Raw genomic sequence first — 24,801 nt, 5'->3', positions numbered from 1 at the left:
CAAGGAGACAAGGAGAATTTTTGAATAATACTCCCCAAGTCGTCCCCCCATCCCCCCCTCTCCCCATCCCCCCCTCTCCCCATCCCCCACTCTCCCCCTCCCACCTCCTCATCTGTGTAAAAGATGCTGGACGCGGCATTCCTCCTGATAAACTTGAAAGTATATTTGAGCGCTTTCAACAGGTAGACTCTTCAGATTCTCGCAACTATGATGGCACTGGTTTGGGCTTGGCAATTTGCAAAAGCATTGTGCAACAGCATGGCGGATGTATTTGGGCGGAAAGTGTCCTGGGTGAAGGTAGTAATTTTTACTTAGCTTTGCCTGTAGTTCAGTCCCAAGAATCTGAATTACTGTTTTCTTAACGAAGAGTGCTGTTTAAGGTAAAAATATTAATGGCAACAAAGCGTATTTTGGTAGTTGATAATGAAGAGTACATCCAAGAAGTTGCTAAGATTTGCTTAGAAACTGTAGCAGGCTGGGAAGTACTGACAGCAGGTTCCGGATTAGAAGGTATAAAAAAAGCCGAAACTTACCAACCTGATGCAATTCTGTTGGATGTAATGATGCCAGAAATGGATGGTATGGCTACGTTTAGTAAACTACAGGCGAATCCGGCGACTAAAGCAATCCCGGTAATTTTTTTAACAGCAAAGATACAAACTTCTGACAGGCGCCGCTATGCTCAAATGGGTATGCCGAGCGCGATCGCTAAACCCTTCAATCCTCTAGAATTAGCACGACAAATCGCCAATGCTCTAGGCTGGAGTATATGAAATGCGGAGGCGATCGGTCAGTCCCTGCTTCTCTACAAATTTTTTTAGCTGGGCGTGGTTTTCAGGGCTAACGTAGCCCACTACACGGGGGTTTTTAGTCGCCATAGCAGCCACCGACCTAGATGGTAAAAATCTCTCGTGCTTTGTTGGAACGTTTGACCGATACCTTGGGCTACTTTTCTCAAATGGATAAAATCGAGCTAATAGTTCAAATTACTTAGGGTACTGAAAATCTGCCGTCGATTATCGTTAAATTCTTTGCGACCGTGCATGAATCTTGAATTATCAATCATTACCAAATCGCCAGCTTGCCACGGTATCTTTTCCATCACCTTGTCTGTAACTTTCTCGATTTCGTCGATAATTTCATCAGGAACAATCGAATCGTCTTCCAAAGTTGCTTCTCCATAATCCAATGTCAAGATGCTGTTGGCAAACGCATCGTAATGACCATATTTAGTTTTAACTACAGCTGAACAAATATATTCTATCGAGATGGATTCATTTTCCTTGATTTGGTAATTCACACCCTCAAGACTATCCAGTACTCGCTTAATATCAGTTATGGTAGCATCTAATCCAGTAAATCTCCTTAATATATCAGCCTGGACTTCATAACAAAACTTTAGTTTCTTAGAAATAAATAACTGTCTCGTTTCTTCACTCAGTTCCTCCCACACTCGGATGCCATCACAGAAAGTAGTTTCACCCCCTTGTGCTGCTGGTACAGCACAGCAAAACCAAATAACGTCTGGACAAAAAGGAGAATATCCGTGTTCTCTATGAAAACTACTATTATCCATTCCTGCGTCTACAAAATGGACAAACTTATCTGAATCAACTTGGGGTCTACCGTAATCTTGAAAGAATTTAGAACTGAATCGTTCTGCGAATGTCTTCATTTGCTCGTGAGTGACTCCAAATCCTCGAAAAAGAAGAACCCCAGATGATTTGAATAAATCCATAGTTGTCGCCACTTTTAGACGATGAATATCTTGACAATCATCACAACTATAGATAATTTTTCCAGTGCTCATTCCTAGTGACTCGATTTTACTGTTCATAACTGTACTCCAAAAGTTTTGGAAGGAATTTGATAAGTTTTGAGCGAGTTAATCACTATTCAACTTTTAGAAGAAATTTTCCAGTCCTCGCCTTTATATGTCCTGTTGAGAGCATGTTTCCAAAGAATTATTAAGTAGTTGATTTGTTGGTAGTTAATAGACATCTCCAAGAATGAGTTTGAAACCCTGATAAAACAGTGGTTGATTGTTAATTTCTAGAGAAGTCTAATTGTTAAAGCATCAAACGTACAATTGAAACACTTTGAAAAAGTCTACTCCGCGCAATGCTACATCACTTTGACCAAACGACTGACGCAATACTGCTTAACTTCCTCTAACGATTGCTCATCCCCTGAGTTCCAAGCGGTCATTACAAAGCCGCTTACTTCCACTCTGGCTTCATAAGCGCTCCTCATACTTCCATCCGTCGTGGTGAAATCAATGCGAATATTAGCCGAGTCCTGGTTAACTTCATCCATTGCCATTACTTGACCCGATTTGTCATAATTGAGCCACTCCCAACCCTCTTGCATCCATATCTCTCGTTCCACGATTTGCTCAAATTTGGATAAGCCAGCCCAACCTCGGTAGAACGGGTATAGTCCATTGACAGAACCATTTCGCCAAACCAGGAGTTCCAATATTTCTGGTTGCAAATGACCCCAGTAGTGTCCATAAGGCAAGTCAATGAGGGTGGGTGCGAATTGGTGTCCCCCGAAATGGCTGCATCGCCATACACGCAGTTTTCCGCTAGAAGCGGGAGCAAACTCAGAACGCAACTTGTGATAGATGGGATAACCAAACCGAGCGCAGGCAACGTCAACGTTACCATCAGTACAGACCATTAACTCACGAATCTGATTGGTTTGTTGCCGATACTGCTCCCAATCAGGCAGCACAGTGAAGGAGTGAAGCAATGTTTCCAATAACGCCATCACGAAAAAGCCAACTTCAGAATCAGGAATGATAAACTCATACTTTTCAAACTTCGCAAAAAGCATTGTGGGTCGGCGATAATACAGCACGCGAGTATAACCAGGACGTGAGTATTCGCTATCTGGAACGAGCAACTGACCTCGAATCTTGATCCCATGCTCAAAAATCAGCTTTTCAATCAGAGCGATCGCTCTTCTTAGCATGGGATTTTCTTGGAAACGTTTTTCAGTCCAAGGGAGTCCCATCTCAAGAGCCAGCCAGTGTTCGTAAGTAGGTGCCGAGCCAATGGGGTCTTCACCATTCGCTTTAGAAACAACACAGCAGAAACGGCAATTACTTAGATAATCTTGCGTAATCATCTTCACTTCCTTGGAAATTATTCAAAGTTGTTGTTACACTCCGCCATCGATTACTCTGCATTGGCGTCATAATCTGGCAGGATGATTTCTAAGTCACGCAACACACCAAAGGCATATCCACCTAAGCCAACAAGTAACATGCCCAATGAAGAAATGACATACAAGACTGCCATACCCGCACCTTTTCCAATGCCGAATATCCAGCCCAACATCGGGGCAAGACTACCATCAGCCTTCATTGCAGGTTCAAAAACGTAGTCGGCTAGTGGTCCAGCAATCAAAGTAGCTACTACCGAAGCAACCAGCACAACTAAAGAACGGATGGCGAAAACACGCCCCTGTACCTCAGGTTTTACTTTGCTGAACCATATAACATCATTGGCACTGCCAAATATTGGGATATTGACAGATGAACAGAATTTGGCGGGAATCCAAATCAACGGCATTATTCCCAGACCAAACACTGTTTGGCTCAAACCAGCACCGATTAAACTAAGCAGCACTCTATGTATTCGATGCTTGATATCCCAGCTGCTCAGGAGCAACGCCCCAATAATGCCGCCTAATCCTGCGGCTGAAGCTACAGTACCTAATATTCTAGTATCATTACCAGTGCGTGCCAAAATCAGAGGAGATAAAAGTGAATTGCCAAGAGTATAGGTAAACCAGAACAGTGACCCCAATACTAGCATGGCAAGCAGGCTGGGGCGTGCCGTAATATAGTGCCAACCAAAGTAAAGCTCCTGCTTCGGGTTTGCGTGACTTTGCGTGCCAGCTTCTGTAGTAGTGGGTTGTGGGATATGTATTAGCAGCAGTGTGCTGATAGCAATTACAAAAGTAGTGATATCGATAATTAAGATACCAACAAGACCAATAACCACGTAGAGGGCACCCGCCAATGCTGGTGCGATAATAGCAGAGCTGGATTCTACAAAGAAGGCGATGCTGCTAGCGCGACTATACTGCTGCTTGGGCACCATCATTGACACTGATGTCAAGTATGCCAGTTCTTGAATTTGATCAAAAATCCCCCCAACAGCTACAGCCAAGTATAAATGCCATAATTGCAAATTATCAGTTACGTATAGCAGTAAAACAGTAATAGTCAACAGACCAACTACTGTGTCACTAACCATCATTAAGTATTTACGGTTCCAGCGATCCACAATCATCCCAGCTATGGGAGTGATTAAAATTTGCGGCACTTGTCTAAAGAAGCCAAACAAGGCTAATGCCGTAGCCTGATCCGTGAGTTCCCACACCCAGATAGTGAAAGCAAATCCGGTCATGCCACTGCCAATTAGAGAAACAGCCTGACCGAGCCAGATAATAATAAAAGTACGCACTTATATCAATTTTGGATTATGGATTTGCGGTAGTCAGTTATCAATTAAGTTCAAAGCTTCTGTGATAGTTCCATTGCAGAATCGCGTCTACTAGGTTTTGTCCAGTGACGATACCAGTACATTAAAAAGCCAGTGAGAAACAGAATCAGTGGTGCAAGTCCAACAAACACATAGAGAATGCGAGTAGCTAAACCACCAAATGTACCGTAGTGTAGAGGAGTAAAAGAATTGAGGACGCGATCGCCCAATGGCATCTTCAAACCATTATCAACTCGCAAAACCTCACCACTGTACTGGTCGAGATAAACATTACTATTACCGTAATCTGAACTTTCCTGCGGTAGCTTCATGCGAATTTGTAGAGCATCTTCTGGTTTACCAGGGAAGTAAATGCTCTTGGTAACAGCACCAGGTAAGGCAGCATCGGCAATTTTAAGTTGTTCTGTTAGTTTTAAGGTCGATTTACCAGGAATTGGCTTGGATACTAGCTCGGCTGCTAAAGGGGTGAATGTAACAGCGTAGATAATCGGCTCTGTAAAGCTGTAGAAGTTCCAGCAAAAGCCAGTAAAGCCAGTAAAGAATAAAAAAACCACAGTGATAATGCCAGCCACTTTGTGAATGTCAAAGTTCGCCCTTTGGGGATGAGCATCAAGCTTGATTTTGAAGCCTGCAATTAGCTTACGCCAACCGGGCCAGAGAACTAAACCTGTGATGGTGAGTATACACATTAGAAAGGCAGCAACGCCAACAATTATAGTTCCGGTTTCGCCTGCCATTAGGCTGTAGTGCAATTCAAGGAGAATACCTATTAGAGTTTTATCCGATATACGCTCACCGATAATTTTGCCTGTATAAGGGTTGATAAAAACTTCTGTCCTTTGCTCATCAGTTGATGACAACTGTCCCACATAGGGAGAAGAGGGAGTATCTGGCAAATAAATCCGAAAAAGATGGAGATCGCTTCGTGCCGCATACTTCTTTTCAATTGTATTCACCACAGACTCTGGGGATAACTGCACCTGTTGGGGCGTAATAATTCCATACTGTTGAGCAATCATAAAGTGGTCAAAATCTTGCTCGAACACTAACAAGCTACCTGTCAAGCCAACGATAACCAGCACCAGTCCAACAAAAAAACCGATATATTGGTGCAGGTAAAAAACGATATCGCGTAGTTTTTTGCGGTTCATAATCGCCACGAGAGCTAGTTGGATTGTTACCCCTGAAATCACCCCGATGCATTGGGGGAAGAATTAGACTTTCTCACCGGGAGCATCAAGGAGGGTTCGGGTGGGGTCAAAACTGCACGGAAATCGTTCCCAGAACAGTCAACGGCGCACCAGGAAGTAGATAGTAGCCCTGAGAATCGTAATATTTCGTACTAAAAAGATTCTTAAAGTTCAGCCCCACCCGCCAGTTATCCCGTTTGTAAAAAATAGTGGCATCAGCACGCACATAGGAGGGGATTTTGAACGTGTTGGGGAGTTCAGCTTCGCGATCGCCTGTATAAAATACTCCCCCACCAAACCCTAATCCTCTCATACCACCACTTTGAATTTCATAAGTTGTCCAGAGACTAGCCCCACTACCAGGAGCATTTACCAGCGAGTCGCCTACAGGTAAATCATTATCTTTACTCACAAAAGCATCGTTGATAAAGGCAGAAGCAATCACATTCCAGCCTGGTAGAATTTGCCCAGAAATGTCAAATTCCAAACCGCGACTTTTCACCTCTCCAGCCGCAATGGAAAAGTCAGAGTTTCCTGGAGTGGGATCGATTGTAGCGACATTCTCCTTGGTGATATCATAAGCGGCAAAGGTAGCAAATAGCCTGTCTTTAATCAGTTCCGCTTTGACTCCGACTTCATACTGAGTGCCGCGCTCTGGTGGCAGTTGAGTTCCATCTATTGTCCGCGACTCGCTGGGATTAAACGAGCGGGTGTAGCTGGCGTAAATTGAAATCGGCGGTAGGGGCTGATAAACAATGCCAACGCGAGGTGAAAAAGCCTCATCATACAACCGATCAACGGTGGCATCATCAATTGGATCTCTACCCAAAGAATCCAGTAGTTGAAAGCGATTTTTGCGTTGAACAAAGTCATACCTGCCGCCCACCAATAGCTTCAGATTTGGCAACAATGTCACTTGATCTTGCAGATAAAGGGCGATCGTATTGCGATCAAAACGATCCCGATCTGCTGCTTCATCAAACTCTGGTGGGCGGGAAGCGCCATATACAGGATTGAATAAATCAATACTAGGAGTCAGTGAATTAGAGCTTCGCAAATAATCGTAGCCACGGATATTTTTATTCCACTCCAACCCCAGAAGAACTTGATGTTGGATGGAACCAGTATTGAAATTACTAATTAAATCGTTTTGCAGAGAGTAGTTTTGGTAATAAGCCGGACCAGAACCAAATCTTCGCAATACGGTACGACCATCTACAATGATATCCGGTTGAAACGCTGATTCTTCAGAATTAGTAAACGTAGCGGAAAAGCCACTGCGGAACTGAATGTTTTTACTGAAGCGATGATTGACGTTAAGAAATACAGAGTTTGTCTCTCTGGAGTAATAATCGTCTGGCTCCCCTAAGAAACGATTGATCGGAGCTTGAAAAACGATTGGATCGGGGGTAAGACCACGATAAAAGGTGCGATCAACTTTGAGAAATTCATACTCCAGTGTCAATGTTGTCGCATCACCAATTTTGTAGGTTAATGCTGGTGCGATCGCGAATGTTTCCTGATTATTAAAATCGAGAAAACTACCAAAGTTCTCGTATGCAGCATTCAAGCGGTACAGCAACGTTTTGTCTAAGTTCAGCGGTCCAGAAATATCAATCGAGGGACGATAAGTACTAAAACTTCCGGCTGTAAATTCAGCGGAGTAGTAAGGCTCGCTGAGTGGTTGTTTGGTAATGTAATTCACCACACCTCCCGGCTCAAACTGTCCATATAGCACTGAAGCTGGACCCTTGAGAACTTCGATCCGCTCAATGTTAGTCGGATTTACATAGTCGTCTTGAACGGAAAAACCGTTTCTCAAGTTTTGATAGGTTGTAAATCCCCGAATATTGAAATTATCCGAACCCCCACCATAGCCCCCTTGTTGAGTCACGCCACTAACATTGCGTGTTGCATCGCCAATCCGTGTGATTTGCTGATCTTTAATGACTTGTTGGGGGATAACTTGAATCGACTGGGGAATGTCACGTTGAGGAGTGTCGGTTCTAGTCGCAGTTGTGCTATCTGGTACGCTGTATCCGTCAAGTTCACCCGTTACTACCAACTCAATTGGTTCATCATCTTGTGCAGATGGTTGACTTGGTTGTGTTTGACTTTCTGGCTTTTGTTGAGAGGGAGTTGGTTGGGTTTGAGGTTGTTGTTGTGATGGCACGGAGGATGCAGCAGTTGCAACCTCGAAGATCAGACCCTCGTTGGGACTGTCAGATAACTCGACCTGTGGTACACTCCCTTCACCTATAACTGTCACCTGGATAGTATTGGCATCAAAGTTAGTAACTGTTATCTCACTAATTCCCGCAATTGGTTTAGTAGAGCGGAATGCGAACGCCTCTCCCGAAGGTAAGCGCAGTTGAGCATTGGGAATATCAGCAATAAAGTTATTACCCGAAGAGCGATTAGTGACTTGCAATTGTTCACCTTGGCTAGTCTGTAAAATCACCTCCACACCCTTAGCAGTGGGATTTGCCTTAACTCCTGTAACTTGCACAACTTCTGTTTGTGGCGTGTTTGGTGGTGTTGACGACTGCACTAATAACGTTTGGGCGCTCTTGGCTGGATGCTCTATCTGACTTACTCGCCGAATCTGTCGGATTGGTTCAACAGTCTCTCGTTTGGTAATCAGACGTGTTTGTTGAGTAGAACTCGCGTCAGTGTCACCAGATGTCGTATTCTTATAAACTCTAATTGATGATATTTCCTCGCTTCTACTAGGACTTGTGACCAACATGATAATAAGACCTGTCAGTAATAGACTAGGAACAAGCTGCTTAGACTTCATTGTTTTTCTCTTACTCCCTCACGCCACCTAATCTATAGTTAATGACACCACCGTAGAAATATTATTAAAAGTTATTTGCATTAATAAAGCAAGCTGAATAAAACAACAAAAAACAAAAATTTACATATCCTAGGAAGATATTTATCACACTATTGCTACTAATTAACACTAATTCAGTCATAAAATTTTCTTATCTAAAGTTTAGATTTAGAAAACTCTCATCGTACATGTTCATTTATACACAGAGGATTCCCTGTATTAGCAGAGTGGGTGAGTGAGCATCAGTAACTGAGGCTACATAGAATTATGAAGCGAGATGAATTAAAGATCATTTTTTGGTTTTTATAGATATATGAAATTTTTAGCATCTATCAAAAGTAAGAATATTATATCATTAGATGCACTTACTCTGAAAAAGATTATTGATAAGTATTCTCTATTGATTTTTAGTTGCTAAAAACAATACATTTCTTCTAAAGTAAAAAAAGCTAATTAAAAATAACTTTCAATATAACTGAGCGAACATTTTCGTCACTGACCGAGCAAGTGTGCGGTCTGTTCCATAAAACAACATATTGAGGTTTATTCAAGAATAATTCTCATTGAATAACGTTCAGGCGTAAAGGCAGACTCTGACTTACATAGAGTGAAATTTGCCATTCAGCCTGATTCCACGATTGTTTGGGTGTATCTGATAGCTTGAGGCCGGAATGACTTTAATTTTTGATAGATTTCCTAAAATTCCGCATCAGTGTGCGACAGTTGTTGATATTCTGCGTCATCGCAGTTCAACACAGCCGCACGCACAAGCGTTCACCTTCCTCGAAGATGGAGAAACTCAAGAATCAACGTTAACTTACCATGAGTTGGATCGACGCAGTCGGGCTATAGCATCTCAACTCCAAATCTTAAGTTTAAGCGGGCAACGTGCTATATTGCTTTATCCGCCAGGGTTAGATTATTTGAGTGCTTTTTTTGGTTGTCTCTACGCTGGAGTCGTGGCGGTTCCAGCTTATCCACCTCATAATAAGCGCAAAACACCCAGAATTCAGGCAATTATCGCAGATGCACAAGCAAGCATCGCTCTTACTACAACAGCGATGCTGCCGACATTACAATCCATATTGACACAACAAACAAACATAGGAAATTTTCGTTGGCTTGTTACTAACAACCTGGCACAGGGTATAGAAGATTCTTGGCAACAACCTGAAATCAATGCGGATACCCTAGCTTTTTTGCAATACACGTCGGGTTCTACAGGCACACCAAAGGGAGTTATGCTCAGTCATGGCAATCTGCTGCACAATGCTGCTGTGACTTACCAACTCATGGAACATTCTCCCAGCAGCAAATTTGTCTCTTGGCTACCTGTTTACCATGATATGGGGTTGATTGGTGGTATTTTGCAACCTTTGTATGGCGGGTTTGGTTGCATCTTAATGTCCCCAGCATCTTTTCTGCAACGACCATTGCGCTGGTTACAGGCGATTTCCCACTACAAAGGCACCACGAGTGGTGCTCCCAACTTTGCTTATGACCAGTGTATTCAAAGGATTACCCAACAACAAAAAGAAACTCTCGACTTAAGTAGTTGGACTATCGCGTTTAATGGTGCTGAACCAGTCCGACAGGAGATTTTAGAGCGATTTGCTGCATCCTTTGCTGAATGTGGCTTTCGTCCGGAAGCATTCTACCCTTGTTACGGCATGGCGGAAGCAACATTGATGGTTTCCGGTGGGATTAAGACAGCCTTAGCCCAAGTAAGAACTGTAGAGAAATCTGCACTTTCCCAGAACCAAATAGTATCAACAACAGCCCAGAGCAAAGATATCCAAACCTTTGTCAGTTGCGGTCAAACTATTCCTCAACAACAGATAGTTATTGTCAATCCCGAAAAATTGGACTGCTGTTCACCAGATGAAGTTGGAGAAATCTGGGTATCTGGTCCGAGTGTAGGTCAGGGTTATTGGAATCGTCCTCTTGAAACAGAGCAAACATTCCACGCCTACCTGAAAGATACAGGGGAGAGACCATTTTTACGCACTGGTGACTTGGGCTTTTTGCACAATGGAGAACTCTTCATTACAGGTCGAGCCAAAGATTTAATCATTATTCGAGGTCGCAACCTCTACCCACAAGATATAGAGTTAACTGTAGAACGCAGCCATTTATCATTGCGTTCAGGTAGTGGTGCAGCCTTCTCGGTTGAGGTTGAGAAGGAAGAACGACTGGTAGTGGTGCAGGAATTGGAGTTTCGTGCCAAACCGAATATTGATGAAGTCACAGCGGCAATTCGTCAGGCGGTTGCAGAAGAACATGAGGTGCAAGTCTATGCAGTGATACTCATTAAACCAGGTACTATTGCCAAAACCTCCAGTGGCAAAATTCAACGCCGTGCAACTCGCGCACAGTTTCTCGTAGGCGAATTGGGGATAATAGGCAGCAGTATCTTCGATAGTGCAGGTGACTTAGGGAACGAAGTGAGTCTAAGCCGCGAGGTAATTCTTGCAACTCCAGTAGAAAAACGCCCGCCACTGCTAATACCTTATCTTCAAACACAGATTGCTCGAGTGCTAAAAGTTGCACCATCTCAAGTAAACGAAGAGGTATCACTAACTACTTTAGGACTCGACTCATTAATGGTCTTTGAACTCAAAAATCAGATTCAAGTAGACCTTGGAGTGACAATATCTATCGAGGATTTCTTCAAAGATGCCAGTGTGGTCTTGCTAGCAACACAAATACTGACTAAATTAACAACAAAAACAGCGTTAGAGCCAAAGCTAGAGCCTATTTCTCGAAGTCAAGAACTACCGCTGTGTCTTGCTCAAGAACGCTTGTGGTTCCTCGATCAATTAGAACCTGGAAATCCCTTTTACAATGTTCCTATTGCTGTGCATTTAACTGGGGAGCTTAACGCAGTAATCTTAGAACAAAGTCTTAATGAAGTCGTGGGACGTCATGAAGCTTTGCGAACAAGCTTTTCGGCAGTAGAAGGACGACCAATCCAAGCGATCGCTTCTAGTAGTTTACAGTTAACTTTGCCAGTCACAGATTTACCAAACGTAAGTGTAGAGACAGCTTTACACATCGCTACTGAGTTTGCCCAACAACCTTTCGACTTGTCCCAAGCACCACTGCTGCGAACTAAACTCCTACGTTTGACACAACAGGAGCATATGCTGCTGTTAGTCATGCACCACATTATTTCGGATGGCTGGTCTATTGGTATTCTTATTCAAGAACTGGCAGAGATTTACAAATCTTTTTCAAAAGGCTTACCCTCCTCACTTCCTGAACTTCCGATTCAATATGCAGATTTTGCTTATTGGCAGAAACAATGGTTGCAAGGAGAAGTACTCAACAATCAGGTTAATTACTGGAAGCAGCAATTAAGCGGCAGTTTACCTGTACTGCAACTTCCCACCGACCGACCACGACCAGCTATACAAACCTTCACTGGCAAAAAGCAATTTCTAGCGTTTCCTAAGACTGTAAGTCAGGCGGTTAACAACTTGAGCCAACAGGCGGGTGTCACTCAGTTTATGACGCTTCTGGCAGTGTTCAAGACTTTGCTGTACTGCTATTCAAATCAAGAGGAAATAATAGTAGGTTCGCCGGTTGTTGGTCGCATCAGAGCAGAAACTGAAGGACTTATTGGCTTTTTTCTCAACACATTGGTCTTGCGTACCAACTTATCAGGCGATCCAACTTTCCGTGAGTTGTTAGGGCGGGTGCGCGAAGTTGCTTTGGGAGCTTATGCTCATCAAGATTTGCCCTTTGAGAAGTTGGTGGAAGAATTACAGCCGGAACGAAATTTAAGCCATAACCCGCTGTTTCAGGTAATGTTTATTCTCCAGAATGCTCCCATACCAACTATAGAACTTCCAGGGCTGAGTTTGCGTCCGTTGGAAGCCGACAGCGGCACTTCCAAATTTGACTTAAAGCTAAGTATTTGGGAAAGTTCAGAAGGTTTTAATGGCTCATTGGAGTACAAAACAGACTTGTTCTATACCACTACTATTGCTCAAATGATAAATCATTTAGAAATGCTTCTACGCCATGTTGTTGAACAGCCCGATATTAGAGTGAATGAGCTAGCCAAACTACTAGCAAAAGCTGACAGACAACAACAGCTAATAAAAGAACAAGAACTAGAACACACCTCTATGCAAAAACTCAAGCTGACAAAGCGTAAGGCAATTTCTGGAATCTGAAAAAATCTGAAATAAAATTTATCCAACTTAAGTTTTGATAATTTATTGAAATTAGGAGTACCATCAATGAACTTAATAGAGTCATCAAAAAAAACCTTCAACAATTTTCAGCGTCAATTTACAGCATTTATCGCTCCTTATAACTTAAGTAAAGCAGCAGATATTTATTCCCATGATGAATGGCCAAGACTTCGGTTTGCTCATCGCTATCAAAGTCATTTTGCTCCATTGAAGTGGAAAAAACTAAAAATTCTTGCAATTGGTGTAGGGGGTTATGAAGACCACACATATGGAGGGGAGGCTTTAAAAACGTGGAAAACTTATTTTCCGAACAGTATGGTTTACGGTCTTGATATAATAGACAAAAGGTATTTAGAAGAAGACCGTATTAAAATCTTCCATTGTGACCAAAATGATGAATATTTGATCCAAGAAGTTTTAGCCGAAACTGGCGAACTAGATATTATCATAGAAGATGGTAGTTCTGCAAATGAACATCATATAAAAGCGTTCCACACTTTTTTCCCAGCACTTAAAGATGGTGGCATTTATGCAGCAGAAAATATCCACCACTCATATTGGCCAAGTCTTAAAGATGGAAAGTGGTCAAACTTAGCCAAAGACAGTCTTGAGTTACAAAATTGGATAAATGTTGGTGGTAGCCTCGACCTAAACGATCCAAAAACAGTCATGAATATGTTCAAAAGACTGGTTGATGGATTAAATTATGAGGAATTTTTGAATCCCAAGTATACTCCTTCTTATTTTGATAAACACATTGTTTCCATCCACTTTTACCATAATTTGGTTATTCTATATAAAGGAATAAATAACGAAAAAAGCAACTTTATTGAAAATAACCAATTACAACCATTTGTTTTGGAAACACTAGGTGTTAAGTCATTAGAAGAACTGGATTTAGATTTTTCTAAAATTGATAATAAAAGAAGTGAAGAATATACAAAAAGCAACTAAAAATAAAAAATCAAAGTTATTTTTTTGGTGTAACTTTAAATGGAAAGTAACTGAAAAGCAAAGGTAATTACTGGAGCCAAATAATTGCAAATAAATAATGAATCTTCCCGACTCTCCAAACATTAGTCTCCACCAGATAAGGTCAAAAAGACGGCAAGGCATCAATCTATCGAATGCAGAATTGATAAAAGCAATACCTTTGTTGCCTGAAAATTCCTTACCTTTGCTGTTACAATCTATAGTAGAAGGAATTAATTTAGTGACTTGGGCAGTAAGTCATCGGGAGTTAATTGCAACAAATCTGTTAAAGCATGGCGGTATTCTATTTCGTAATTTCCAAGTGAGAGATGTGGCAGAGTTTGAAAAATTTATCCAGATAGTTTCTGGAGATTTGCTGGAATATCGCGATCGCTCTTCACCCCGCAGTATAATTCAAGGCAATATTTATACTTCAACTGACTATCCAGCCAACCAAACTATCTTTTTACATAGCGAGAATTCCTACGCTGCCACATGGCCTCTAAAAATCTTCTTTTACTGCATGACACCAGCTATTCAGGGAGGAGAAACACCCATTGCTGACACTCGAAAATTATATCAGCGGATTGATTCCAAGATTCGCGATCGCTTCATCGAAAAAAAAGTGATGTACGTCCGCAACTTTGGTGACGGCTTTGGCTTGCCTTGGCAGACAGTGTTTCAAACAATCAATCCAGCCGAAGTAGAAACCTTCTGCCGTCACAATGGCATAGAATTCGAGTGGAAAGAGGGCAATCGCTTGAGAACCCGCCAAATTAGACAAGCTATTGCCACCCATCCCCAAACAGGTGAACAAGTTTGGTTCAATCATGCTGTATTTTTTCATGTATCAACTTTGGAACCAAATATCCGCAAGTCATTGTTAGCTGAGTTTCAAGAAGAAGACTTGCCACACAATACTTATTATGGTGATGGATCGCCAATTGAAAAAACCGTGTTAGATGAAATTCGTGCTACCTACCAACAAGAAACTATAATTTTCCCCTGGCAAGCTGGAGATATTTTAATGCTCGATAATATGCTAGCAGCACACGGACGGATGCCATTTGTGGGAGAGCGAAAGGTCGTAGTAGGAATGGCAGAACAATTGAGTAGTAAAGATATTTAGTGCTAAGTACGGAGAATTAGAATGATTTCGGAAATGCAGGGTTTTCGACTCTCACCCCAACAAAAACATCTGTGGCATTTACAGGAAAGTGACAACTTCCCCTATTGTTCACAATGTGCTGTTTTGATAGAAGGGAATCTTGAGATCGACACCTTGAGAGTAGCTTTAGAACAAGTTGTCAATCGCAATGAAATTCTCCGTACTAATTTTCATTGCTTGCCTGGTATGACTATACCTTTGCAAGTTATTAGAAATAACGACATAACTTGGAATGAAAACCACGACTTGAGCAGTTGTACACCCCAAGAACAAGAAGAATTTTTATCCGCCTTATTTGATGAGGTTAACAAACAGCCGTTTGATTTAGTAGAAGGTTCCCCATTACACCTATCTTTAGTAACTCTGTCGCCATCTAAGTATGTTTTGCTCATTAGCTTACCTGCACTTTGTGCAGATGCAGCAACACTAAAAATTTTAGTGCAAGAAATCAGCCAGTCTTATGCAGCTTGCCTACAGGGTAAAAAACTAGACGATGAACCACTACAATACGCAGATTTAGCTGAATGGCAAAACGAATTGTTAGAAGGGGCAGATACAGAAGCAGGCAGAGACTATTGGCGAAAACAGGATTTTTCAGCGCTGACAAAATTAAAACTACCTTTTGAAAAACAGTCTGTAGAGCAACTAAAATTTCAGCCTCAAACGCAAAGTTTTACAATTGCTCCTGCTTTGTTAGAACAAATTGACACCCTGACTCAGCAGTATAATATTTCAGTGGCTGAGTTTTTCTTAGCTTCCTGGCAGATCTTACTTGCCCGTCTTACCAAACAGCAAAATTTGAATATCGGTGTGGCTTATGAGGGACGCAAATATCAGGAAATAGAGAAGAGTCTCGGATTATTTACTAAATACTTACCGTTAATTTTAAATATAGAATTAGAATCAAGTTTTATTGATATTTTACAGAAAAATTCTGCATGTGCAGAGCAGCTTTCTAAGCTACAAGATTACTTTACTTGGGAACTAATAGCAGAATCCTATCCAAATATCTTACGTTTTTTACCATTTTGTTTTGACTTTGAAGAATTGCCAGAAAATTATGTAGCTGCTAATGTATATTTTTCGATTTCCCAAGTTTCTAGTTGCATTGAAAGATTCAAAGTAAAGCTTTCTTGCATTCGTCAGAATGATACGCTAAGTGTAGCATTTCACTATGACTCAAACTTATTTCATGTAGAAGATATTAAACGCTTAGTCGGGCAATTTCAGACGTTGTTAGCTAGTGCGATCGCTCATCCAGAGACAGCAATTAGTCAGTTAAATATTCTCAGTCAAATCGAGAAACAACAACTGCTTGACCAGGTAAACAATACGAAGCGCGATTATCCTCACAACAAGTGCATTCACCAACTGTTTGAGGAACAGGCACGAAAAACCCCGAATAAAGTTGCTGTTATTTTTGAAGACCAACAACTGACTTACCACGAACTTAATCAACGGGCTAACAAAATAGCTCACTACCTGCAAAAGCAGGGAGTTGCACCAGAGGTGTTAGTGGGGCTGTGTGTAGAGCGATCGCTTGACATGATAGTTGGACTTTTAGCCATCCTCAAAGCTGGTGGGGCATATGTGCCCCTAGATCCCGCATTGCCGAAAGAAGCTTTGGCATTACGATTGCAGGATGTCCAGGTATCATTAGTCATTAGTCATTCGTCATTGGCAAATAACTTTGAACCAATGACGAATAACTTTGAGCAAACAACAGTAATCTACCTGGATAGCGACTGGGAAACTATTACTCAGGAAAATGATGTTAATCCCAATAGCAAGGTCACAAGTGAAAATCTAGTATATGTATTGTTTACCTCTGGCTCTACAGGCAGAGCCAAGGGGGTTGCGATTGAACACCGACAATTGCTCAATTACCTATATGCCATCATCGATCAGTTAAACCTACCAGCAGGTGCTAATTTTGCACTGGTTTCTACATTCGCAGCAGACTTAGGCAACACAGCTATCTTTCCTTGTCTGTGTACGGGGGGGTGTCTGCATGTAATTTCCTACGAACGTGCTACTGACCCAGCAGCTTTAGCAGAATACTGCCGCAGACATCCTATTGACTGTCTCAAGATTGTTCCCTCTCACCTTGCTTCTCTCTTAACATCTTCTTCACCTAGGTCTATCCTGCCTAGAGAACGACTTATCCTAGGTGGTGAGGCTACCAGTTGGGAGCTGATCGAGCAGATTCAAAAGTATGCACAAGATTGCCCGATCTTCAATCACTACGGTCCGACAGAAGCTACTGTAGGTGTACTTACTTATCTAGTAGAACTTAATCACGACCTTTACTGCGATCCAAAATCCAAAACAGTTCCCTTGGGTCGCTCAATTCCTAACACGCAGGTATATGTCCTGGAAGAAAACTTGCAGCCTGCTCCTATAGGACTAAGTGGCGAAATATACATTGGTGGGACAACTCTAGCTAGATGCTATCTGAATCAACCCGAACAGACAGCTGTTAAATTTATTCCCAATCCATTCAGTCAAGAAGAGGGAGCGCGGCTTTACAAAACCGGCGATAAGGCACGCTATTTGCCAGACGGCACGATTGAGTTTTTAGGTCGTACCGACCACCAAGTTAAAATTCGTGGCTTCCGTATAGAACTAGGAGAAATTGAGGCACTACTTAGTCTCCACCCAAATGTGCGGGAGGTTGTCGTCTTAGCAACAGATTCAGAGTCTAGTCAGAAGTATCTGGCAGCCTACGTTGTACCGTCTCAGGAATCGCCCATCCTTAATAATGAACTGCGTAACTATATGCAGGCGAGGTTGCCTGAGTATATGGTGCCTTCAACCTTTGTCATCCTAAAAGCACTGCCGCTAACTCCCAACGGCAAAGTAGACCGTCAAGCCCTGCCAGTCCCCAACCAAGTACGTCCTGAGTTAGAAACAAGCTTTACAACTCCTCGCACGCCAATAGAAGAGGTGCTAGCTGGAATTTGGGCTAGAGTTCTTGGTACTGAGTACGTGGGCATTCACGATAACTTTTTTGACTTGGGAGGACACTCGTTGCTAGCTACGCAAGTTGTTTCCCAAATACGCGAAACCTTTCAAGTGGAGTTGCGGCTACGTAGTTTGTTTGAAACACCCACACTGGCGGGACTAGCTGAAGTGATTGAAACCGCAGTCAGGGCTGGACAAAAACTGGAACTTCCGCCAATTGAGCACGTTTCGCGGGAGGGCGAGTTGCCTTTGTCCTTTGCCCAGCAACGGTTGTGGTTCCTCGACCAGTTGGAACCAGGTAACCCTTTCTACAACATTTCCAGAGGTGTAATACTGAAAGGTTCGCTCAACGTGACAGCACTGGAGCAGAGCTTGAACGAAATTGTACGACGTCACGAGGTATTGCGGACAAATTTCAGGGATGTAGATGGGCGTCCTGTCCAGGAAATTGCTTCGGCGCTGAATATAACGCTGCCGATTATAGATTTGAGGGAATTATCAGAACAAGAACGAGTTGCTTCGGTTCGGCGCCTGGCTAGCTCACACGCCCAACAGCCCTTTGACTTGACCCAGGGTTCATTGCTACGAACTACCTTGTTGCGGTTGAAGGAAGAGGAACATGTGTTGGTGTTTACTATACACCATATTGTCGCCGACGGCTGGTCGGCAGGCGTGATTGTTCACGAAGTAGCAGCACTTTACGAATCATTTTGTAGCGCTAAACAATCATTACTGCCTGAGTTATCTATTCAATACGCAGACTTTGCGATTTGGCAGCGACAGTGGTTGCAAACAGAGGTACAGTCGTCCCAGATGGCTTACTGGAAACAACAATTAGGCGGGAACTTGCCTGTGCTGCAACTTCCTACCGACCGACCTCGACCAGCCATTCAAACCTTTAGGGGAAGAAAACTGCCGTGGCAAATTTCCAAAACTCTGACCGAGGCACTTAAGTCACTTTCACAGCGGGAAGCAGTGACCCTGTTTATGACAATGCTTGCGGCATTTAAGACACTGCTGTATCGCTACACAAATCAAGCAGATATTTTGATTGGCTCTCCTATTGCCAACCGCAATCGCAAAGAGATAGAAGGTCTAATCGGCTTTTTTGTCAATACCCTTGTACTGCGTACCGACCTTTCGGGAAATCCAAGCTTTAAAGAATTACTGCGACGGATTCGGGAGGTCACATTGGATGCATATGCTCACCAAGATTTGCCCTTTGAGCAGCTTGTAGAAGAGCTACAACCAGAGCGCAATTTAAGCTATACGCCACTGTTTCAGGTAATGTTTATTTTGCAGAATGCCCCAATGGAGGTTTTGAAGCTTCCAGACTTGAGCTTGAGTCCGCTGGAAGTAGAACCCGAAACAGCCATGTTTGATCTAACCGTGTTTTTGACGGAAACTGAACAAGGACTGATGGGCGTGTTCGAGTACAATAGCGACTTATTTGATACTGCCACCATTGAACGGATGCACGGACATTTCCAGACACTACTCGAAGGTATTGTCGCCAATCCCGATCGCCATCTATCTGACTTGCCAATCTTGAGTGCAACAGAACAACAGCAACTGCTGGTAGATTGGAATCAAACATCGGCTGATTACCCCTGTATTTGTATTCATCAGTTATTTGAGGCTCAGGTAGAACAAACACCAGATGCTGTAGCAGTCGTTTTTGAAGATCAACAACTGACTTATCAGGAATTGAATGTTCGTGCCAATCAGCTAGCACACTATTTGCATTCATTAGGAGTGGGACCAGAAGTACTGGTGGGAATTTGTGTAGAGCGATCGCTCCATATGGTCATTGGACTGTTAGGCATCCTTAAAGCAGGTGGAGCTTATGTGCCGCTCGATCCAGCTTATCCGCACAATCGCTTAACATTTATGCTAGAAGATGCCAAAGTATCAGTGCTGCTTACTCAAAAGAAGTTGGTAGCAGCTTTAGCGCAACATAAAGCAAAGGTAGTGTGCCTTGATACAAACTGGCAGGAGATTGTTGAACAAAGCAATTGCCATCCCATCAACCAAGCAACTGCTGAAGATTTAGCGTATGTGATTTACACCTCCGGCTCAACCGGTAAGCCCAAAGGAGTGCAAATTCCGCACCGAGCGTTGGTTAACTTCTTAAGTGCCATGCGCCTTAATATAAAGTTGACCCAGGAAGATATTCTCCTATCAGTCACAACATTATCTTTTGATATTGCAGCACTGGAATTATACCTACCGCTGATTGTAGGCGCTCGTTTGGTATTAGTAAGTCGTGAAATCGCTGTTGATGGAACTCAGTTATTAGAATGGCTGATATCCTCCGGCACTACGGTCATGCAAGCCACCCCAGCGACTTGGCGACTGCTTCTAGCAGCCGGGTGGCAGGGTAGTTTGTCACTGAAAATCCTCTGCGGCGGTGAAGCCCTTGATCTCGAGCTGGCAAATGAGTTGCTCAAACGAAGTACTGAACTGTGGAACTTATATGGTCCTACAGAAACGACTATCTGGTCAGCTGTCCATCAGGTAAAGACTGGAAATAACCTAGAGCGTCGAGATGGCATCATCTCTATTGGTCGTCCCATTGCCAACACAAAATTTTATATTTTAGACGAAAACCTGCAACCTATTCCCGTAGGAGTTCCGGGTGAACTACACATTGGTGGCTTAGGACTGGCTCTTGGTTACCTCAATCAACCAGAACTCACAGCACAGAAGTTTATCCCTAACCGGTTTAACGACGCTTCAACTTCCCGGTTGTACAAAACTGGGGACTTAGTTCGTTATCGACTAGACGGGACTATTGAGTATTTAGGGCGGATCGATCATCAAGTAAAAATCCGGGGCTTCCGTATTGAACTCGGAGAGATTGAAGCTTTGTTAAGCGAACACCCAGGAGTACAACAAGCTGTAGTCTTGGTGCAAGACAACCAAGTAGGCAACAAGCGCTTAATTGCATATATAGTTCCAAATCTACACCAGAAATTGACTGGCGATCTGATGCCACAGCTACGCCGTTCTTTACAAGAGAAACTGCCTGAGTATATGGTTCCCTCTGCTTTTGTAACGCTAGAGGTACTGCCACTGACACCTAATGGTAAAGTGGACAGGCGATCGCTGGCAGCATCTGGTCTTATACAGGTTGAGTCGGAAGACATCTTTGTGGCTCCTTGTACCCCCGTTGAGGAGATTCTAGCCGGAATCTGGGCAGAGGTTCTCGATGTTGAGAAAGTAGGCATTCACGATAACTTCTTTACCTTGGGAGGGCACTCTCTTCTAGCTACTCGTGTCATTTCCCAGATACAAAAAGTTTTTGAAGTAAAGCTTCCTTTGCATCGCTTGTTTGACAAGCCTACAGTAGCTAAATTAGCTACAGAAATTGAGAAAGCAGTAAGCATAGCAGACTCAGGACTTGAAGCAACAATTATTGAGCGCATTTCACGGTCGCACGAATTACCCCTATCTTTTGCACAACAGCGACTATGGTTTCTCACCCAGTTAGAGCCAGAAAGCCCGTTATACAACATGCCTGCTGCTATTCGCTTAGAAGGACAGTTGAACCTAACAGCACTACAACAGAGTTTCAATGAAATTCTATGCCGCCACGAAGCTTTGCGAACTAATTTTAAGACAGTAGAAGGGCGACCCATAGCAGTCATCTCATCAATGACACGACTCCTGTTGCCAATACTCGACCTAAGTGAGTTACCTTTAAATCAACAAGATGGCACTGTTAGACAATTGGCATTGGTCGAGGCGCAGCAACTTTTTGATCTAAAAAGTGAGCTTCTGCTGCGGGTAAGATTACTGCGCCTTAGTCAACAAGAACATATAGTGCTATTGACCATGCACCACATTGCCTCTGACGGCTGGTCAATTGGTGTGTTAGTGCGTGAGGTGACAGCACTTTATCAAGCCTTCTGTGCTGGAAAACCCTCCCCACTTCCAGAATTACCCATACAGTACGCAGATTTTGCCGTATGGCAACGACAGCGGTTACAAGGAGAAACACTGGAAGCTCAACTGACCTACTGGAAACAGCAATTAGGAAACAACCTCCCTGTACTGCAATTACCCACAACTCGTCCCCGAACAGAAGTTAAAACCAACAGGGGCGCTACTCAATCTTTCCTCATTCCCTCTAACATATCTCAAGGACTGCAAACGCTCTCACGCCAACAGGATGTTACCTTATTCATGACCCTGTTGGCAGGTTTTCAGGTGTTGCTACAACGCTACACAAACCAAGATGACATCGTTGTTGGCACTGATGTCGCTAATCGTAATCGAGCAGAAATTGAATCATTAATTGGCTTTTTTGTCAATCTGCTTGTCTTACGCACCGACCTTTCTGGTAACCCCACCTTTGGGGAGTTGCTCAAACGAGTGCGTTCTGTAGCATTAGGAGCTTATGCTCATCAAGATTTACCCTTTGAAAAATTAGTAGAGGCTTTGCAACCTGAACGGAATTTAAGCAATACCCCACCACTATTTCAGGTGTTGTTTGTCTTCCAGAATGCCCCCATGCCACCTTTGGAATTGCCAGGACTGACCTTAAACGTGTTAGAAGTTGAAAACAAAATAACAAGGTTTGATTTAGCACTATTTCTCACAGAAACAGAGCAAGGAATCTTGGGCAAGTGGCAGTACAATGCTGACCTTTTTGATACGACCACTATAACTCGCATGACAGGCCACTTCGAGACACTGCTTAACAGCATTGTGTTCCAACCTGATATACGGATCAGTAACTTAGAAATGCTCACTGAAGCTGAAAGAAAGCAACAAGCCATGCAAAAAACAGAGCGCAAAGCATTCAAGCAGGAAAAGTTTCTCAGCATTACCCCTAAGGCTGTCAGCCTATCACAAGAAAGATTGATCGTAACTGATTATCTCCAACCAGGACAAACATTTCCTCTAGTCATTCAGCCTGCTACTCGCGATATTGATTTAGTGACTTGGGCTAAAACTAACCAGGAATTTATAGAGACAGAATTGTTAAAACATGGAGCAATTTTCTTTCGAGGTTTCAATATAGATTCTATTTCAGAATTTGAAAGCGTTGCCCAGGCAATTTATCCAGATTTGTTTGATGAATATGGTGACTTACCTCGTACTGGAGAAGGCGGTAAAGTTTATGGTTCTACTCCTTACCCACCCGACAAAGCAATCCTTTTCCATAATGAAAGTTCGCACTTACATCAGTTTCCTTTAAAAATTTGGTTTTTCTGCGTGCAACCAGCTAAACTTGGTGGAGAAACACCAATTGTAGACTGTCGAAAAGCTTACAAAATACTCAATCCCAAGCTGAGAGAACGATTAGCTCAAAAACAATTAATCTACGTTCGCAACTACACGGACGGTCTAGATGTAAGCTGGCAAGATTTCTTTCGCACCAGAGATAAATCTGTTGTAGAAAAATATTGCCGTCAAGCTAATATTGATTTTGAATGGTATGATAATAATGGTCTAATTACTCGCCAAGTTCGTCCAGCCTTAGCAGCACATCCAAAAACGAGTGAACCTGTACTTTTCAATCAAATCCAGTTGCACCACATAGCATATTTGGACGCAGAAGTTCGAGAATCTCTGTTGTCTAGCTTTGGAGATAAAAAGCTTCCGCGTAATGTTTATTACGGAGATGGTACTCCGATTGAAGATTCAGTTATTGCAGAAATTAATGAAGTTTATCAGCAATCAAAGACTAGCTTTCCTTGGCAGCAGGGAGATATTTTGATGCTAGATAATATGCTTGTAGCACACGGACGCTATCCCTATGTGGGGCAACGCCAAATTGTGGTAGCGATGGGTGAAATGATTTTTAGTGAAGATATTTAAGCAACTGCGTTAGCGAAGCGGGACGTTGTCGCTTGAATAAACTAAAGACTATAAGTAAAGCAATCAACTAGGCTTGATATGACTATACAATCACTTCTTTCTTTCTCTAAGATTATTGGATTGATGTTTGCCACAATTACGTTGAGTGTTGTCACAAGTTTAGTCATTTACCTGCTTAAAAGGATGTGGCGCAAGAAAAAAAGTAAGTTGGTATGGACGCCAATTTCTTCTGTTGATCGTCGCAGCAACCTATCGTATGAGGAGTTTGTTCGGGAATACGCATCTGTTGGAAAGCCTGCGATCATCACTGACGTGGTGAAACACTGGAAAGCCTCAAAAAAGTGGACTGTGGATTTCTTCAGGTCAGAGTACGGGTCAGCCGTGGGTCAAGTGCTCGATTGCGCGACTCGAACTACATCTGCCATGACTATTGCTGATTACTTAGATTACATGACTCTCAAAGAACGTGATAAATTGCTCTGCTTGGAGCGCCTGTTAATTCGGGATTATCCTGAGCTTCGGGAGGACTACAAAGTCCCAGCATACTTTCCCAATCTCTTTGAGAGGATACCAGAAAAGCTTAGAAAGAAATATAAACTTGAACCAGGTCATCTTCTCATAGGTCATAAAAATACATCGGTAGGTCTTCACTACGATTCCCATCATGAGAATGCGTGGGTAGCAGTGATTTCTGGGAAAAAGCGAGTTGTCTTGTTCTCACCAGACCAACAAAATTTTTTGTACGATGGAAAAGTTGATGCCTTCAACCCGGATTTAGAAAGGTTCCCACTGTACAAGAATGCAAACCCAGTAGAATGTACACTAAACCAGGGAGAAATCATCTACATCCCACCAGATTGGTGGCATCATGTGAAGAACATCGAAGACACTATTACCTTGCAACACAACTCGATAGATAAATGGAACTCAGAATTAGTTTTCCAAAGTTTTGTTGAAGTTAATCCAAGTAAAGGTCATCTCTTTCCATTAATTCTAGAATTTCCCTGGCTGGGCAGGGCTCTATTTGCTATTGGTTTACTCTAATAACTTATGCAGGCTTCCGCAAAATTGTGATGACAATAGGTGATATGATTCATAGCCAAGATGTTAAACATATTAT

The 24,801-nt window shown here is 42.7% G+C and carries 12 protein-coding genes; 7 read left to right on the top strand and 5 right to left on the bottom strand.

What is annotated here, in order from left to right:
* Both AABK37_RS06005 and AABK37_RS06000 read left to right on the top strand, forming a co-directional pair.
* Window positions 1-362: sensor histidine kinase (locus AABK37_RS06005; RefSeq protein WP_432550691.1), on the top strand; the 362-nt coding region annotated here is incomplete at its 5' end.
* A gap of 30 nt (window positions 363-392) precedes the next feature.
* Entirely contained in the window at window positions 393-773 is a 381-nt protein-coding gene (locus AABK37_RS06000; RefSeq protein WP_432550690.1) for a response regulator, read from the top strand.
* 200 nt (window positions 774-973) lie between these two features.
* On the opposite strand, the gene AABK37_RS05995 is transcribed toward AABK37_RS06000, so the two are convergent.
* The 5 genes from AABK37_RS05995 to AABK37_RS05975 all read right to left on the bottom strand — a co-directional run bounded on the left by AABK37_RS05995 (window position 974) and on the right by AABK37_RS05975 (window position 8,507).
* Window positions 974-1,837: a TauD/TfdA family dioxygenase gene (locus AABK37_RS05995; protein ID WP_432550689.1), complete on the bottom strand. Its 864-nt coding sequence runs from the start codon at window positions 1,835-1,837 to the stop codon at window positions 974-976.
* A 287-nt stretch (window positions 1,838-2,124) separates the two neighbouring features.
* Window positions 2,125-3,132, bottom strand: a complete 1,008-nt coding sequence (locus AABK37_RS05990; RefSeq protein WP_432550688.1) for a sucrase ferredoxin — start codon at window positions 3,130-3,132, stop codon at window positions 2,125-2,127.
* Window positions 3,133-3,182: 50 nt separating this feature from the next.
* Window positions 3,183-4,478: an MFS transporter gene (locus tag AABK37_RS05985; protein WP_432550687.1), complete on the bottom strand. Its 1,296-nt coding sequence runs from the start codon at window positions 4,476-4,478 to the stop codon at window positions 3,183-3,185.
* 50 nt (window positions 4,479-4,528) lie between these two features.
* A complete protein-coding gene (locus AABK37_RS05980; RefSeq protein WP_432550686.1) occupies window positions 4,529-5,668 on the bottom strand; it encodes a PepSY-associated TM helix domain-containing protein in 1,140 nt (379 codons plus the stop codon).
* A gap of 106 nt (window positions 5,669-5,774) precedes the next feature.
* A complete protein-coding gene (locus AABK37_RS05975; protein ID WP_432550685.1) occupies window positions 5,775-8,507 on the bottom strand; it encodes a TonB-dependent siderophore receptor in 2,733 nt (910 codons plus the stop codon).
* A 710-nt stretch (window positions 8,508-9,217) separates the two neighbouring features.
* On the opposite strand from AABK37_RS05975, the gene AABK37_RS05970 reads away from it, so the two are divergent.
* The 5 genes from AABK37_RS05970 to AABK37_RS05950 all read left to right on the top strand — a co-directional run bounded on the left by AABK37_RS05970 (window position 9,218) and on the right by AABK37_RS05950 (window position 24,725).
* A complete protein-coding gene (locus AABK37_RS05970) occupies window positions 9,218-12,727 on the top strand; it encodes a condensation domain-containing protein (protein ID WP_432550684.1) in 3,510 nt (1,169 codons plus the stop codon).
* Window positions 12,728-12,793: 66 nt separating this feature from the next.
* A complete protein-coding gene (locus AABK37_RS05965) occupies window positions 12,794-13,702 on the top strand; it encodes a hypothetical protein (RefSeq protein WP_432550683.1) in 909 nt (302 codons plus the stop codon).
* 97 nt (window positions 13,703-13,799) lie between these two features.
* Window positions 13,800-14,849: a TauD/TfdA family dioxygenase gene (locus tag AABK37_RS05960; protein ID WP_432550682.1), complete on the top strand. Its 1,050-nt coding sequence runs from the start codon at window positions 13,800-13,802 to the stop codon at window positions 14,847-14,849.
* Window positions 14,850-14,870: 21 nt separating this feature from the next.
* Entirely contained in the window at window positions 14,871-23,681 is an 8,811-nt protein-coding gene (locus AABK37_RS05955) for an amino acid adenylation domain-containing protein (RefSeq protein WP_432550681.1), read from the top strand.
* 78 nt (window positions 23,682-23,759) lie between these two features.
* Window positions 23,760-24,725 (top strand): cupin-like domain-containing protein, encoded by a 966-nt coding sequence (locus tag AABK37_RS05950; protein ID WP_432550680.1) that lies wholly within the window; start codon window positions 23,760-23,762, stop codon window positions 24,723-24,725.
* Window positions 24,726-24,801 lie beyond the last annotated feature (76 nt).

Source organism: Tolypothrix sp. VBCCA 56010 (genome assembly GCF_050875635.1).
Classification (GTDB): Bacteria; Cyanobacteriota; Cyanobacteriia; order Cyanobacteriales; family Nostocaceae; genus Hassallia.
This window is presented reverse-complemented; position numbering and strand designations above follow the sequence as displayed.